This window comes from Sphingobium sp. MP9-4 (genome assembly GCF_005281675.1).
In the GTDB taxonomy this organism is placed as follows: Bacteria; Pseudomonadota; Alphaproteobacteria; order Sphingomonadales; family Sphingomonadaceae; genus Sphingobium; species Sphingobium yanoikuyae.
Window position 1 is genome coordinate 39,322 of sequence record NZ_LUFI01000002.1, and the last position, 16,170, is coordinate 55,491.

At 64.9% G+C, this 16,170-nt stretch carries 10 protein-coding genes; 7 read left to right on the plus strand and 3 right to left on the minus strand.

Annotated features, from left to right (window positions below; genetic code table 11):
* Positions 1-2 precede the first annotated feature (2 nt).
* On the plus strand, positions 3-1,205 hold the full coding sequence (locus A0U87_RS01185) for a Xaa-Pro peptidase family protein (RefSeq protein ID WP_048936524.1): 1,203 nt from the start codon (positions 3-5) through the stop codon (positions 1,203-1,205).
* A gap of 15 nt (positions 1,206-1,220) precedes the next feature.
* Here A0U87_RS01185 and A0U87_RS01190 read toward each other — a convergent pair whose 3' ends face one another.
* Entirely contained in the window at positions 1,221-2,237 is a 1,017-nt protein-coding gene (locus tag A0U87_RS01190) for an Ldh family oxidoreductase (RefSeq protein ID WP_170978338.1), read from the minus strand.
* Positions 2,238-2,352: 115 nt separating this feature from the next.
* On the opposite strand from A0U87_RS01190, the gene A0U87_RS01195 reads away from it, so the two are divergent.
* From A0U87_RS01195 to A0U87_RS01210, 4 genes are all read left to right on the plus strand, one after another.
* On the plus strand, positions 2,353-4,761 hold the full coding sequence (locus A0U87_RS01195) for a glycoside hydrolase family 127 protein (protein WP_234415556.1): 2,409 nt from the start codon (positions 2,353-2,355) through the stop codon (positions 4,759-4,761).
* A gap of 85 nt (positions 4,762-4,846) precedes the next feature.
* The gene (locus tag A0U87_RS01200) at positions 4,847-6,649 is read left to right on the plus strand and encodes a DUF885 family protein (protein WP_048936527.1); all 1,803 of its coding nucleotides are present in this window, start codon (positions 4,847-4,849) and stop codon (positions 6,647-6,649) included.
* Between the two features lie 37 nt (positions 6,650-6,686).
* A complete protein-coding gene (locus tag A0U87_RS01205) occupies positions 6,687-7,118 on the plus strand; it encodes a nuclear transport factor 2 family protein (RefSeq protein ID WP_048936677.1) in 432 nt (143 codons plus the stop codon).
* Positions 7,115-8,617 (plus strand): oligopeptide:H+ symporter, encoded by a 1,503-nt coding sequence (locus tag A0U87_RS01210; protein WP_048936528.1) that lies wholly within the window; start codon positions 7,115-7,117, stop codon positions 8,615-8,617. Before A0U87_RS01205 ends, A0U87_RS01210 begins: the two co-directional genes overlap by 4 nt.
* 72 nt (positions 8,618-8,689) lie before the next feature.
* Here the strand turns inward: A0U87_RS01210 and A0U87_RS01215 are convergent, their stop codons facing one another.
* Positions 8,690-9,769 carry an alpha/beta fold hydrolase gene (locus tag A0U87_RS01215; RefSeq protein ID WP_048936529.1) on the minus strand — a complete coding sequence of 360 codons (1,080 nt, stop codon included), beginning with the start codon at positions 9,767-9,769 and terminating at the stop codon, positions 8,690-8,692.
* A gap of 105 nt (positions 9,770-9,874) precedes the next feature.
* Here A0U87_RS01215 and A0U87_RS01220 point away from each other — a divergent pair, with 105 nt between their 5' ends.
* Positions 9,875-11,428 (plus strand): peptidase S10, encoded by a 1,554-nt coding sequence (locus A0U87_RS01220; protein ID WP_048936530.1) that lies wholly within the window; start codon positions 9,875-9,877, stop codon positions 11,426-11,428.
* A 42-nt stretch (positions 11,429-11,470) separates the two neighbouring features.
* Here A0U87_RS01220 and A0U87_RS01225 read toward each other — a convergent pair whose 3' ends face one another.
* Positions 11,471-12,793 (minus strand): amidohydrolase family protein, encoded by a 1,323-nt coding sequence (locus A0U87_RS01225; RefSeq protein ID WP_048936678.1) that lies wholly within the window; start codon positions 12,791-12,793, stop codon positions 11,471-11,473.
* 446 nt (positions 12,794-13,239) lie between these two features.
* Here A0U87_RS01225 and A0U87_RS01230 point away from each other — a divergent pair, with 446 nt between their 5' ends.
* Positions 13,240-16,158: a TonB-dependent receptor gene (locus tag A0U87_RS01230; protein ID WP_048936531.1), complete on the plus strand. Its 2,919-nt coding sequence runs from the start codon at positions 13,240-13,242 to the stop codon at positions 16,156-16,158.
* Positions 16,159-16,170: the final 12 nt, after the last annotated feature.

The following is a 16,170-nucleotide window of genomic DNA, read 5'->3' on the forward strand; positions in this document are numbered from 1 at the left end:
TTATGACACAGCAGATCGGCGGCTCCGACGCCGCCACCGAACTGGCCAGCCTCCAGCCCTGGCTCGATCGCGCGCCAGCCATCGCCGCCGCCGAATATCAGGCACGCATTGCCAAGGCTCGCGCCTTGATGGCGCAGGAAGGGCTCGACGCGCTGTTGATCGATGCCGGGACCAGTCTTGCCTATTTCGCTGGCGTGCCCTGGGGCGCAAGCGAGCGACTGGTGGCGATGCTGCTGCCGCTCACCGGCGAGCCGATCCTGATCTGCCCGCGCTTCGAACGCGGATCGCTGGAAGCCGACCTCAAGATCGACGCCGGCGACCTGCGCCTGTGGGAAGAGGATGAAAGCCCGTCCGCCCTCGTCGCCGACGCGCTCAAGACGCTGGGCGTCGCCCGGCTGGGGATCGATCCGGCCATGGCCTTCCTGTTCGTCGAGCGCATTCGTGCCGCCGCGCCGGATGTGACGCTGATCGCCGCCTCGGCCGTGATCGACGGTTGCCGCAGCCGCAAGTCGGCCGCCGAACTGGCGCTGATGCAGCAGGCCAAGTCGATGACGCTGGAGGTGCATCGCCGCGCCGCCCGCATCCTGCGCCCCGGCATCACCGCGACCGAGGTGCGCCGCTTCATCGAGGCCGCACACCGGGCGCTCGGCGCCTCGGGCAGCAGCTTCTGCATCGTCCAGTTCGGCCGATCGACCGCCTATCCCCACGGCCTGCCGGGCGAGAGCGTGCTGGCCGAAGGCGACATGGTGCTGATCGATACCGGCTGCACCATCGGCGGCTATCATAGCGACATCACCCGATCCTATGTCTATGGCGAGGCCGATGCCGAGCAGCGCCGCATCTGGGCACTGGAAAAGGAAGCGCAGCAGGCCGCGTTCGACGCGGTCAAGCCGGGCGTCCCCTGCGGCGCGATCGACGCGGCGGCGCGGCGCGTGCTGGAGGCAGCGGACCTGGGCCCGGACTATCGCCTGCCCGGCCTGCCGCATCGCACCGGTCATGGCATCGGCCTGTCGATCCATGAGGCGCCCTATCTGGTACGCGGCGACATGACCCCGCTGGAACCGGGCATGTGCTTCTCCAACGAGCCGATGATCGTCGTGCCGGATCGCTTCGGCGTGCGGCTGGAGGATCATTTTTACGTGACCGAGACCGGGGCGGCCTGGTTCACCCCGCCCTCGGTCGCGATCGACCAGCCTTTCGCCTGAAATCGCTGGCGGCGCTCAGCTGAGCGCCGCCAGTTCCTCATAGAGCGCACGGGGAATGCGGCAGCCCTGATCGGGGGTGCGCAGACGCGCCGCGAAGCGCCGCTGCGATGGCAGGCGCGCGCCTTGGCCGGTAATGCCGTCGAACAGCGCCTCGGCCCGCTGCATATGCTCGGCGGCCGCCGCGCCCAGGAAGCCGGCGGGATCGATGGCGATGATGAGTTCGCCGCCATAGGGCGATGCCTTGGCGCCATCGTCATGCGCCAGCGATTCCGCACTGGTCATATCGCCGATCAGCGGCCCGGCAATCAGTTCGACCATCGCCGACAGGGCCGATCCCTTGTGCCCGCCAAAGGTCAGCAGCGCTCCGGCCAGGCCCGCTTCCGCGTCGGTGGTCGGATGGCCCTGGGCATCGATCGTCCAGCCTTCCGGGATCGGCTTGCCGGCACGGCGATGCAGTTCGATCTCGCCGCGCGCGACCGCGCTGGTGGCGAAATCGAAGACAAAGGGATCGCCGCCGGGGCGCGGCCAGCCAAAGGCGATCGGGTTGGTGCCGAACAGCGGCGAGGTGCCGCCGGCCGGCGCGACCCAGGCATGGCTGGGGGTACAGGCGAAGGCGACCAGCCCCTGATCGGTCAGCGCCTCGATCTCCGGCCAGAGCGCGGCGAAATGGACGCAGCGATTGATGCCCATGGCGGCGATGCCCATCGTCCGCGCCTTTTCCACCAGCAAAGGCAATCCCGTAGCGAAAGCCAGTTGGGCAAAGCCGCCGGCCGCATCCACGCGCAGCAGCGCGGGCGAGACAGGGTCGACCACCGGCACAGCGTCCGGCACGACCTTGCCGCTGTTCAGCGTATGGACGCAGTTGAGCAGGCGATAGACCCCATGCGACGCACATTCGTCGCGCTCGCCAGCGATGATCGTCGCGGCAACTGGGCCGACATGCGCCTCCGCCAGACCATGGCGGCGCAGCACGGCATGGGCCAGATCCGCGACCTGCTGCAGCGTCAGCGTGACGCTTTCGTCCGCGCTCATGCCTTTATTGCCCATGCCGCGGCGTTGAAGATAGACATGCATCCTCCGTCTTGATCCCGAACCATAATCGCAATATCGTATACGGTATAACGATTATAGACAAGCCGGAGCCGCCATGTCCCACCGTCACACGCCCCTCAGCCGCAGGGCCATGTTGCTGGCCGCAACCGCCGCCGCGACGGCGCCCGCCTGGCAGGGATGGAGCAGCGTCGCCCATGCCGCGACCGGCAGTGCGCTGCCCGAATCGGCGCGCGCCTTGCCGCTGCAGGCAACCCGGCTTCTCCCCTCCCCCTTTGCCGACGCGGTCGAGGGCAATCGCCTCTATCTGCTGCGGCTGGAGCCGGACCGGCTGTTGCACAATTTCCGCAAACATGCCGGCCTGACGCCCAAGGGCGCCATCTATGGCGGCTGGGAAAATGATACCATCGCCGGCCATACGCTGGGCCATTATCTGACCGCGTTGGCGCTGATGCACGCCCAGACCGGCGACACCGAATGCGCCCGCCGCGCCGCCTATATCATCGCCGAACTGGCCGAGTGCCAGGCGGCGGCCGGCGATGGCTATGTCGCGGGCTTCACCCGCCGTCGCGACGATGTGATCGAGGATGGCAGGCTGATCTTTCCGGAGATCATGCGCGGCGACATCCGATCGGCCGGCTTTGACCTCAACGGCTGCTGGGTGCCCTTCTATAATTGGCACAAGCTGTTCGCCGGCCTGTTCGACGCCGAAACCCATCTGGGCAACAGCCAGGCGCGTGGCGTTGCACTGGCCCTGGCTGCCTATATCGACGGCGTGTTCGTGAAACTGGACGATGCACAGGTGCAGCAGGTGCTGGACTGCGAGCATGGCGGCATCAATGAAAGCTTCGCCGAACTTCACGCCCGCACCGGCGATCCGCGCTGGCTGGCGCTGGCGACGCGGTTGCGCCATCGCAAGGTGCTCGATCCGCTGGCCCAGCGGCAGAACAGCCTGCCCTGGATCCACGCCAATACCCAGATTCCCAAGCTGATCGGCCTTGCGCGCCTGCACGAGATCACCGGCAATGCCGCCGACGCGATTGCCGCCAACTTCTTCTGGGAGACCGTGGTCGGGCAATATAGCTATGTCATCGGCGGCAATGCCGACCGGGAATATTTCCCTGATCCCGGCACCATTTCCAAGCATATCACCGAACAGACCTGCGAAAGCTGCAACAGCTACAACATGCTGAAGCTGACCCGGCATCTCTATGCGTGGAAGCCCGAAGCGCGCCTGTTCGACTATTATGAGCGCGCCCATATCAACCATATCCTGGCGCACCAGAACCCGGCGACCGGCATGTTCGCCTATATGGTGCCGCTGATGTCGGGGGCGCACCGCGTCTGGTCCGAACCGTTCGACGATTTCTGGTGCTGCGTCGGCAGCGGCATGGAAAGCCATGCCAAGCATGGCGAATCCATCTGGTGGGAAGATGCCGACCGGCCGGCCGACATGCTGATCGCCAATCTCTATATCCCCAGCGAAGCCGACTGGGCGGCGCGGGGCGCGAAGCTGCGGATCGAGACCGGCTATCCGTTCGACGGGCACATCGCGATGTCGATCCCGAAACTGGCGCGGGCCGGCCGCTTCACCCTGGCGCTGCGCATCCCCGGATGGTGCCAGGGCGCGCGTATCGCCGTCAACGGCACGCCCCTGCCCGCCCCGCGCATCGCCGATGGCTATGCCCTGATCGATCGCAAGTGGAAGGCCGGCGATCAGGTGACGCTGGACCTGCCGATGGCATTGCGGATCGAAGCGACGCCGGATGATGCCCGCACCATCGCGCTGCTGCACGGCCCGGTCGTGCTGGCGGCCGATCTGGGCGCGGCCGACCAGCCCTTTGACGGTCCATCTCCGGCGCTGGTCGCCGCCGATGTGACGCAGGGCTTTGCCGCCACCCCCGGCGCCGTCCCCGCCTATCGCACCGCCGGCATCGGCAAGCCCGCCGACCTCAGCTTCGCGCCCTTCTTCCAGCAGCGTGATCGCCGCACCGCCGTCTATTTCAAGCGCTTCACCCAAGACGAATGGGGCGTCGAGCAGCAGGCCTTTGCCATCGAGCAGGCGCGCCTCCGTGATTTGGAGCGGCGCTCGGTCGACGTTATGCATCTGGGCGAGATGCAGCCCGAGCGCGACCATGGGCTGGAAGCCAAACTCTCCTACACCACCACCTATCGCGGACGGCATGGGCGCGATGCGCGCACCGACGGCCATTTCCAGTTCCGCATGAAGGTGAAGCCCGGCCCGCTGATCCTGCAGGCCACTTATTGGGGCGAGGAGCGAAACCGGCTGTTCGACATATTGGTCGACGGCCAGAAGATCGCGACGCAAAAGCTGGATGCCGACCGGCCCGGCGAATTTTTCGACGTCACCTACGCCATTCCCGAGGCACTGACGCGCGGCAAGAGCACGGTGATGATCCGCGTCCAGCCGGCCCCCGGAATGACGCGCGCCGGCCCGATGTTCGGCGCGCGCATTTTCACGCCCGCGGGCGAAACACGCACTTGACCCGCCTTAACCAAGGTATATCGTATACATTATTGATAGGAGCGGGGCGCCGGATCGCTTCGCCGAACAGGGAAGAGAGACATTCATGAAAATGCCCCACGCCGCATCCTTGCTCGCCATCGCCTGGCTCGCCGGCACGGCCCCGGTTGTCCTCGCCCAGACGGCGCCGACCACCAATGCACCGGCCACACAGCCGACCGCCGCCGACCTGAAACTCAAGGCGTTGTATGACGCCGAATGGAGCTGGCGCCAGAAAGAATTCGCCCGCCTGCCCGGCAGCGGCCGGACCGAAGGCGGCGCCGACGATCATCTGCCCAGCGTGACCGCCGCCACCCAGCAGCACCGCTATGCCTATTGGAGCGACATCCTCAAACAGCTCGACCAGATTCCCGACGCCCAGCTGTCGCATGAGGAATATATCAACAAGGCGGTGTTCAAGACGTCGGTCTGGGAGAATGCGACCAAGATCAAGTACAAGACCTATGAGGCGCCGTTCAACAGCGATACCTTCTTCTGGACCGGCCTCAACCCGCGCACGCCCTTTTCCAGCGCCGACAATTATCGCCGCTATCTCGGCCGGATGAAGGATATCCCGCGCTATTTCGACGAGCAGATCGCCAACATGCAGGCGGGCCTGAAGCGCGGCTATACCGTGCCGCGCGTGTCGATCGAGGGACGTGATAAGACGATCGAGCCGTTCCTGGCCGCCGGCACCGACAATCCCTTCTACAAGGCGTTCGCCGCGATGCCGGACACCATTCCAGCCGACCAGCGCCAGGCGATGCAGTCGCAGGCCCAGGCACTGATCCGCGACGCCATCGCGCCCAGCTATCAGAAGCTGCTGACCTTCATGCGTGGCGAATATATGCCCAAGGCGCGCAAGACGATCGATGCCTATTCGCTGCCCGACGGCAAGGCCTTCTACCAGGACCAGATCCGCGAATATACGACGCTGGACCTGACGCCGCAGCAGATCCACGAGATCGGCCTGAAGGAAGTCGCGCGCATCGATGCGGACATGAAGAAGACGATGGCGGATGCGAAATTCCAGGGCAGCTTTGCCGAGTTTCTGGAGTTCATGCGCACAGACCCGCAATTCTATGCCAAGACGCCGCGCGAGCTGCTCTCCTATTCCGCCTATGTCACCAAGAAGATGGACGGCAAGCTGAAGGACACGTTCAACAACCTGCCACGCTATCGCTTCACCATCCTGCCGGTGCCGGACGAGATCGCGCCCATCTATACCTCGGGTCGCGGCGGGCTCGAATCCTGCCTGATGAACACCTATGACCTGCCCTCGCGCCCGCTCTACAATCTGACCGCGCTGACCTTGCACGAATGCAATCCGGGCCACAGCTTCCAGGCGGCCTATGCGCTGGAAGCCCCCAATCGCCCGGCCTTCCGCGGCCAGACCTATTTCTCGGGTTATGGCGAAGGCTGGGGCCTCTATACCGAATGGCTGGGCACCAAGCTGGGCATGTATGAGACGCCCTATGAGGAATTCGGCCGCGAGACATTCGAGATGTGGCGCGCGGTGCGGCTGGTGATCGACACCGGCATGCACTCCATGGGTTGGACGCGCCAGCAGGCGATCGACTATATGGCCAGCCACACCGCGCTTGCGAAGCTCGACATCACCAACGAGGTCGATCGCTATATCGCCTGGCCAGCGCAGGCGCTGGCCTACAAGCTGGGCGAATTGTCGATCCGCAAGATGCGCGCCAAGGCCGAGGCGGAACTGGGCGACAAGTTCGACCAGCGCCCGTTCCACGACACGCTGCTGACCATGGGATCGGTGCCGCTGCCGGTGATGGAGGCGGAGCTTGACCGCTTCATCCAGGCGGAAAAGGCCAAGGCCGCAGCCGGGGCTTCCGGTGCGGCGCAGTAAGCGCATTCTCCTCCCCCTGATCGGCGCGGCGCTCTGCATGGGTGCTGCGCCGATCCCCCCTTCGGCGGAGACGGAGAAGGCGGCGATCCGCCAGGTGATCGCCGACATGGAAGCCGCCTGGAACCGGGGTGATTTTCGCGGCTATATGGCGGGCTTCCTCAACCCCGGCGTCATCTTCGTGTCGCGCGGCCAGTTCCAGCGCGACTGGCAGGGGACGCTCGATCATTATGTCCGCGACTATGGCGCCTCGCCCGAGACGCGCGGCACGCTCCATTTCTGCGACATCAGGATCGAGATGCTGGCACCCGACGCGGCCCAGCTGATCAGCCGCTTCCGCCTTGCCGCCAAACCCGGCCAGTCCGGCATCAACACGCGGCTGATGCGCAAGGTCGAGGGCCGCTGGGTGATCGCCCTCAACCATGTGTCCGCGTTCGAGCCGGACGCGACCCACCCCGCCTATTGCCAATGAGCGCCATGCCCCCAGCCGATCATCACGCCACCGCCACCTTCCTCGGCCATCCGCGCGGCCTGTTCATCCTCTTCTTCACCGAATTGTGGGAGCGTTTCTCCTTCTACGGCATGAGGGCGCTGCTGATCTTCTACCTGACCAAGCAGTTCCTCTTTTCCGACGAGCGCGCGGGCATGCTCTATGGCGCCTATATCGCGCTGGTGTTCGTCAGCCCGCTGGTCGGCGGCTGGCTGGCCGATCGCTACCTCGGCGCGCGCAAGGCGGTGCTGTTCGGCGGCATCGTCATCGCCTGCGGCCATGTCCTGCTCGGCCTCGATGCGCTGGGCGGCGATCGCGAGAGCGCGACCCGCATCTTCCTCGCCGGCATGGCGGTGATCGTGGTCGGCACCGGCTTCCTCAAGGCCAATGTCTCGGTGCTGGTCGGTCAACTCTATCCCCGCGACGACATGCGTCGCGATCCGGCCTACACCATATTCTACATGGGTATTAACCTTGGCGGCGCACTCGGCCCGCTCGTCTGTGGCCTGCTGGGCGAAACGATCGGCTGGTCCTGGGGCTTTGGCGCGGCGGCGCTGGGCATGATCCTGGGCATCATCGTCTTCGTCATGGGCAGGCCATTGTTGCAGGGCCAGGGCGAGGCACCCGACCCGGCCTGGCTGGCCAGCCCGCTGTTCGGCATCCCCCGCGAATATTGGCTCTATGCCAGCGCCCTGCCCTTCACCGCGGCGATGCTCGCCCTGCTCGCCAGCCCCGCGACGGTCGGCTATCTGCTGAGCGCCAGCGGCTTTGCCATGGGCATCGGCCTGGTCGCCTATGCCTGCCTGAAGCTCGATCCGGCGGCGCGCGGGCGATTGCTGGTGGCGATCTTCCTGCTGGTGGTGCAGCCCGTCTTCTGGGGTCTGTTCGAACAGACCGGCTCCTCGCTCAACCTGTTCATCGATCGGCATGTCGACCGCACCATGTTCGGCATCACCGTGCCGGCCTCGCTGTTCCAGGCGGTCGGTCCCTTCTCCATCTTCCTGCTCGCGCCCTTCTTCGCCTGGCTATGGCTGAAGCTCGGCCGGCGCGGGCTGGAGCCGTCCGCCCCCGCCAAGTTCGGCCTGGCCATCATCCAGGTCGGCGCCGGTTTCCTGCTGCTGGTCGGCGCGGGCATGATGCTGCCGGGGGCGAAGATGCCGATGCTCTTCATCCTGCTGCTCTACCTGCTCCACACCATGGGCGAGTTGTGCCTGTCGCCGGTCGGGCTGGCAGCGATGTCGCGCCTGTCGCCGCCCCATATGCTGGGGCTGATGATGGGCACCTGGTTCCTGGCGACGGCGGGCGGCAATTTCATGTCGGGCGTGATCGCCGCCGCCATCGGCGCATCGGCAGGGGCAGACCAGGCCAGCACGGTGCTTGCCGCCTATGGCCGGATCGGCGGCCTTGCCATGCTGATCGGCCTTGCCGTCCTGGCACTTTCTCCGTGGATCGGCCGCCTCATGAAGCAAGGCGGCCGATAGCGTCTTTTGGGAAATGCGCGGAAGAGCGCATTTCCATTCCTTACCGCCATGCGCCGACAGGCGCATCAAGGATCAGCTGCGCGCCAGCAGCGCGACCAGTTCATCCTTCCAGAATTTCGCCCAAGTGTGGGTGCTGTGCCCCCGCGTCTCGGGCGAATAGGGGATCAGCTTGTAGCGGGTGGTCTTCAGCCGCTTGGCCGCCGTTTCGGCCATGCCCATTTCCGGCGGATTGATGAAGTCGTCGGAGGAATTGATCCAGGTCATCGGCGCGCTGATCTTCTCCAGATCCGCGGACGGATCATAATCGCGCGAGGAATCGAGCTGGTAGAGATAATCATTGGCGTCGCGGCTGGCGATGTCGCGATCGAACCGCTCCTTCCAATAGGCGTCGACCGCGTCGCGCGTGGGGAATTGCACCTGCATGTACCAGGCAGCGGCACCGGCAATCTGCGACAGGCTGGATGCCGTACGCAGACCGAGCAGCGGCTGCGCCTTGTAATTACCGTCCTGCCAGGCGGGATCGGCGCGGATGCCGTCCATAGCCGCCTTGCGCCACATCCGGTTGCGCCCGGCGATCGGCGCTGCCTGGCACGCCATCGGCATCAGCGCACTGGCAAAGCCGGGATGTTTCTCGCCCCAGACGAAGATGTGCATGCACCCCATCGAGGTGCCGAAGGTCAGCCGCAGATGATCGACCTTCAGCCCGTCGACCAGCATGCGGCGCTGCGCCTCGACCATGTCGTCATAATCATAATGGGGAAAGGCCATGCGCAGGCCGTCGCTGGGCTTGGAAGAATCGCCATGGCCGATATTGTCGGGCAGGATGATGAAATAGCGGCTGACGTCGAGCGGCTGGCCGGGACCATAAAGTTCGTCGGCAAATTGCGGCTGCAGGAATTGCGCGCCCGATCCGCCGGTGCCGTGCAGGATCATCACCGCATTGTCGATCCGCCCCTTGGCGTCGCGATGCGGCGTGCCGATGGTGCGATAATGCATCCGCAGTTCGGGCAGCTTCTCACCCGAACGGAAAGCAAAGTCGCGAATGACATGGTCGCCCTGCTTGACCTGCGCGGCATCGAAGCCCTGCGCCAGTGCCGGCGTGGCGAGCAACAGTGCGGCAGCGGCGGCGAGCCGGGGCCATCGGTTCTTCATGTTCTGGTCCTCCCTTGGAACTTTACGAAGATGATGCATATGCGCATTTGACAGATTTGGTATACGATGTACGGTTCGCCGCAAATTTAGGCAACAGGCAGAGTCATGATCCCGAAAAACATCGCATATTCCGCCCTTCCCCTGCTGCTGACGGCACTGGCTGCTCCGTCGATCGCCGCCGACAAGCCCGCTCCGGCGGAGAAGGAAGAGGCCAAGAAGGACGATAGCGCCGTCGCCCCGGTCGAGGAACAGGCGATGCCCAGCCGCGCGTCGGTGACGGTCGCCGGCAAGCTGATCCACTATACCGCCACGCCCGGCACGCTGACGATCCGCAACGATGCCGGCGAGCCTATCGCGAGCATGTTCTACACCGCCTATGTCGCCGATCGGGCCAAGGGCGCGAAGGAACGCCCCGTTACCTTCCTGTTCAACGGCGGTCCGGGTTCGTCGACCATGTGGCTGCACGTCGGCTCCTTTGGCCCCGTCCGGGTGGATACGCCCACGCCCGATACCGCCCGCCCCGCACCCTTCGCCATCGGCCCCAATCCCGACAGCCTGATCGACCGCAGCGACCTGGTCTTCATCGACGCGATCGGCACCGGCCTGTCGCGCCCGCTCGGCAAGGCACAGGGCAAGGATTTCTGGGGCGTCGATCCGGACATCGATGCCTTTGCCAGCGCCATCCAGCGCTATCTGACGATCAACAATCGCTGGAACGCGCCCAAATTCCTGCTCGGCGAAAGCTATGGCACGCTGCGCGCGGCGGGCCTGGTCAACACGCTGCAGGAACGCGGCGTGCAGATGAACGGCGTGGTGCTGCTGTCGTCGATCCTGAACTATGGCATCCGCAATCCGGGCTATGACCAGATCAACGTCACCTATCTGCCCAGCTATGCCGCCACCGCCTGGTATCATAACCGCCTGCCCAACCGGCCGGCGACGCTGGAGCCGTTCCTGAGCGAAGTGCGCGCCTTTGCCCTGGGCCCCTATCTGTCCGCACTGGCCAAGGGCGACGACCTGCCCGATGGTGAGCGCGATGCGATCGCCACCCAGCTCGCCGCCTATACCGGCCTGTCCAAGGGGTTCATCCTGCAGAACAAGCTGCGCATCGACCTCGGCCGGTTCCGCAAGGAGCTGATGCGCGACAGCAGCCGCACCGTCGGACGGCTCGATTCCCGCTTCGTCGGCATCGATGTCGACGACAGCGCCGCCGACCCCGAATTTGACGCGGCCGACACATCGATCAGCGGCGCCTATATCGCCGCGCTCAATTCCTATCTGTTCGGCACGCTCGGCTACAAGACGCCGCTCAGCTACCGCCCGAATTTCTACAAGGAGATCAGCCCGGCCTGGGACCAGCGCCATCGCGCGCCGGGCGGCGGCGGCCGGCCGATGCCGGCGGCGGACACCGCGCTGGACCTGGCCCGCGCGATGCGCACCAACAGTCATCTCAAAGTGCTGTCGCTCAACGGCTATTATGACATGGCGACGCCCTTTGCCGGCGCCGAATATGACCTGAAGCATATGCAGCTCGACAAGGCGCTGCAGGCCAATATCAGCTATCGCTATTATGAATCCGGGCACATGATCTACATCCACCCGGAGTCGATGAAGGGCCTGCGCCGCGACCTGCTGGCCTTCTACAACAGCGCCATGTGATCTATGGGCGCCGCGTCCATGAGGATGCGGCGCCGATTATGCTCAGCGCTTGTCCGCGACCATGAACAGGTGCGTCTGCGGCAGGGTCTGAAGATCGACCTCCTGCCCCGCAACGAACAGCCGGCCGAGGCGCCGGATATTATGGATGTCGGCTAGCGGATCGGCATCGAGCAATAGCAGGTCGGCGATCTTGCCCGGCTCCACCGTGCCCAGATCCTGGAGCCGGCCCGCCGCCCGCGCGCCGTTGCGGGTTGCCGCGACGATCGCCTGCATCGGCGTCATGCCCAGTTCCACCAGCCCTTCGATCGCCAGCAGGCTCCCCTCGCCCGGCTCCTGCTCCGGCGATTTGGGGCCGCGGCGAAATTCGGGCGCATCACCCAGATAATTGTCGGTCGCGATCGTGACCGGGCATCCGGCCGCGACCAGTCGCTCGGCATTGCGCCGCTCGATCTCCGCATCGTCGCCGCGCATCGTCGCCCGGCGGCGCAGTTCGGTGCTGGTCAGCGCCGGCGGCATCTGCGCAATGTCCGCCACCGCCCTGGCGCGCCTGGCGATCTGCTTCTGTCGCACCGCGCCGGTGACCATGTTGGACCGCATCGCGCACAGCGTCCCCTTTGACAGGATCAGCGCGATCAGATCGTCGGGATAGTCGCGGCTCAATATCTCGGGATGCTGGATCAGGTCGATCCCCGCCTCGACCGCCAGGCGCAGCCCTTCCGAACTGGTGGCATGGGTTTCGGCCATCTTGCCGCGCTTATGCGCCTCCGCCACGATCACCGCCTGCTGGCGCGGCGAGAAGCCGATCAGCGAGGGCATCATGAAATGGCTGGTGCCGCCATATTTGAGGAAATCGACGCCCCGATCGAGATAGGCGCTGACGGCGGCGCGCAATTGTTCCGGCGTCATGTCCATCAATTCCTCGCCCATGCCCTGGGCCAGCATGTCGTTCCACTGTTCCTGGAACAGGATCAGGTCGCGATCGCCGGTCAGCGAATAGGTCAGCGAAAATGGCCCGCCCCAACCCAATATATTGCCCGCCACCAGCATGCGCGCGCCGATCGCCTGGCCGCTGGCGATCCGGTCGCGCACCGCAAGCAGCGGCGGCAGCACGCCATAGCTGTCACGCATGGTGGTGACGCCCGCGCGTAGCTGGCGCTGGGCAAATTCGAGCGCCAGTTCCTCGTTCCGGTCGGCATAGCGCGATGAGGTGTCGCGGCGCGCCGGGTTGCCATAGACGGTCGCATGAACATTGGAGTCGATGAAGCCGGGCAGCAGATAGCGCCCGCGGCCGTCGACCTGCCGGGCCGAGGCCGGCGCCTTCAGCTTTGCGCCGATCGCTGCGATGCGCCCATCCGCAACGAGCACGTCCTGCGCCGCCTTTGCTGCGGCCCCGGTGCCGTCGATGACGGTTACGTCGCGTATCCAGATTGTTTCAGCCGCAACAATATCGGGCCGAAGCAGGCCCAGAGCCGCTCCAGAAAGCAGCAGGGAACGAACAATTTTTCTATTTATTTTCATAATACTAACTCCCCATTCGACGCTTTTCGCCGGCGACTGCGGACTGACACTTAACTGCAATCTTGACAGCCTCCTGCAGCCTCAGCATGATTAAAGTATACGATATTCAATATACATTGAAACGGTCAAAGAGCCGCAAAGACAGAGAGAGGAGCTGAAAACCCGTCCGGGGGACCATCAGGCGGTCCGGTACGCAGGAGCCGACATCGGCGCAGCATCCACATTGCTGCGCATGCAAAATCATAATCTGTGTCGAATGAATTGAATCCTAGCGATTACAAGGGGATAGACTAATGATGACGATCCGACCGGCGGGCCTGTACGGCCGCCGCAATGCCTTGCTGTTGCTGTCGACCATCCTGGCCGGCGGCGGCTTGGGTTCTGCTGCCCAGGCCCAGGAGGCGGCCCAGCCCTCCACCGATATCGTCGTCACCGGCTCGCGCCTGGTCCGCACCGATCTGACCGCGCCCAGCCCGATCTCGGTCATGGGCAGCGAGGATGTGAAGCTGTCGGGCAACGTCACGCTGGAAAAGACCCTGAACGAAATGCCGCAGCTGGCGTCGGGCAACACCTCCACCGTCAATAATGGCGGCGGGTCGGGCGTGCTGACCGCCAATCTGCGCGGCCTGGGCAACACCCGCACGCTGGTGCTGGTCAATGGCCGCCGCTTCATCCCCGCCGATTCCAACGGCAATGTCGACCTTGCCTCCATTCCCGACGCTCTCATCAAGCGGGTCGAGATCATCACCGGCGGCGCATCGGCCGTCTATGGCTCCGATGCGATCGCCGGCGCGGTCAACTTCATCCTCGACGACAAGTTCGAGGGCGTCGAAGCCAGCGCCCAATATGGCATCAGCGACCGCGGCGACGCCGAATCGAAGAAGCTCGACCTGACGTTCGGCACCAGCACCGCCGATGGCCGGGGCAATGTCACCCTGTCGGGCAGCTGGACGCGCCAGTCGTCGATCACCCAGAATGATCGTGGTTTCAGCCGCACGCCGCTGGGCGAAGTCAACGGCCAGCTGGTCTATTCGGGTTCGGGCAGCATCCCCGGCACCCGCGTGCCGCTGAGCGCGGCGCAGCGCGCCGCCCTGACCGGCGTCAACCTGACCCCCGGTGGCAGCTGCACGTCCGTCACCGGCATTCGTTTTGGCGAGAATGGCACCGTCCTGCCCTATTGCCAGCCGGAAGATACCTACAACTACGCGCCCTATAATCTGCTGCAGCGTCCGCTCGATCGCTTCAACGTCGCCGCCAACGCCCATTATGAGGTGGCCGACAAGATCACCGCCTATGCCGAGGCTTACTTCGTCAACGCCAAGAATGACATGATCCTGGCGCCCGACAGCTTCACCCCGCTGACGCCCGGCGCCGCCTCCTCGACATTGCTGATCCCCAATTATGCCAACAATCCAGTGCTGCCCGAAAGCCTGCGCCAGTTCTTCACCAACAATGCCGCCATCTTCGACACCAATGGTGACGGCACGGCAGAAATCGTCGGCGGCGGCCGCCGCGCCGACGAACTTGGCACGCGCAACTATCGCTACGAACGGCAATCCTACCAGATCACCACCGGCCTGCGCGGCGACGTATCGCTGCTGGGCAACGACTGGAAGTGGGACGCCTTCTACCAATATATGCGCAACCGCACCGACACCCGCAACGAGGGTCTGATCTCGCAGACCCGCCTGTCGATGGGCCTGGACGCGGTCATCGATTCCTCGGGCAATGTCGTCTGTCGCAACCAGTCGCTGGGCTGCGTCCCCGTGTCGATCCTGGGTCTCAATTCGATCAGCCCGGAAGCCGGCGCCTTCCTGACTCCGGTGCGCGAAAGCCATGACATCTTCACCCGCCAGGTCGCGGGCGCCAGCATCGCCGGCACCCTGTTCGAACTGCCGGCCGGCCCGGTTTCGGTCGCGCTGGGCGCGGAGTATCGCAAGGACAAATACACGTTCAGCCCCAGCCCGCTCGACCTTGCCAATGAATATGGCGCGGTGTCGCAAAAGGCGCTGGCCGGTGCCTATGACGTCAAGGAACTGTTCGGCGAACTGCGCATTCCAATCCTGGCGGACATGCCCTTCTTCGATACGCTCGCGATCGAAGGCGCGGCCCGCTATTCGGATTACAGCTCGGTCGGCAAGGTCTTCACCTGGAAGCTGGGCGGCGAATATGCCCCGGTCAGCTGGATCCGCATCCGTGGCGCCTATAACAGCGCGATCCGCGCGCCCAATATCGCCGAACTCTATACGGCGGTGACGCGCGGCTATTCCAGCGGCACCGATCCCTGCGCCATCCCGACCTCGGGCGGCGACAGCCGCAGCGACGCGCTCAAGAATTTCTGCGTCGCCACCGGCGTGCCCGCAGGCGAGATCGCCAACTTCACCCAGGCGACGCTCGGCCTCAACCAGGACAGCGGCGGTAATCCGAACCTGCATGAGGAAAAGTCGAAGACCTACACGATCGGCGCCGTCATCTCGCCGCCCTTCATCCCGCGCCTCAACATCACGGTCGACTATTTCAACGTGAAGGTCGACGACGCGATCATGACCGTCAACGCGCAGCAGACGATGAACGACTGCTACACGATGATGGATGCCGGCAGCGCCACCTGCCGGGCGATCACGCGCCTGGGCAATGGTCAGCTCGACTATGTCAGCGTGTCGAGCAACAATATCGGCTCGCTCAAGGTCAACGGTATCGACGCGCAGGTCGATTATCGCGTGCCGCTGCCCGGTGCGCTGTCGCTGGGCGACGACGCCAGCCTGTCGCTGCAGGCGATCGCCAGCTGGCTGTTCGAGCGTACGACGCAGGTGCTCGCCACCTCCGCCCCGCAGGATTGCGCCGGCTATTATGGCGCGGGCTGTTCGGTCGGCACCGGCGGCTTCATCACCCCGGACTTCAAGCTGAACCTGGGCGCCACCTATGCCAGCGGCCCGCTGAGCTTCCGCCTGCAGGGCCGGATGATCGGCGACCTGAAGCTCTATCCGACCGCAACCAATGTGGTGAAGTCGGTCGACCCGGTCTGGTATCTCGACACCAGCTTCTCGATCGACGCGACGGAGACCTTCTCCTTCTTCGGCGGCGTCAACAACCTGCTCGACCGGCAGCCGCCGATCCTGGGCACGACGCTGGTCGGCGACGCCAATACCGACGTGTCGCTCTATGACACGCTGGGTCGCCGCTACTTCGTCGGCGCGCGGATGAAGTTCTGACCGACGAGCAGG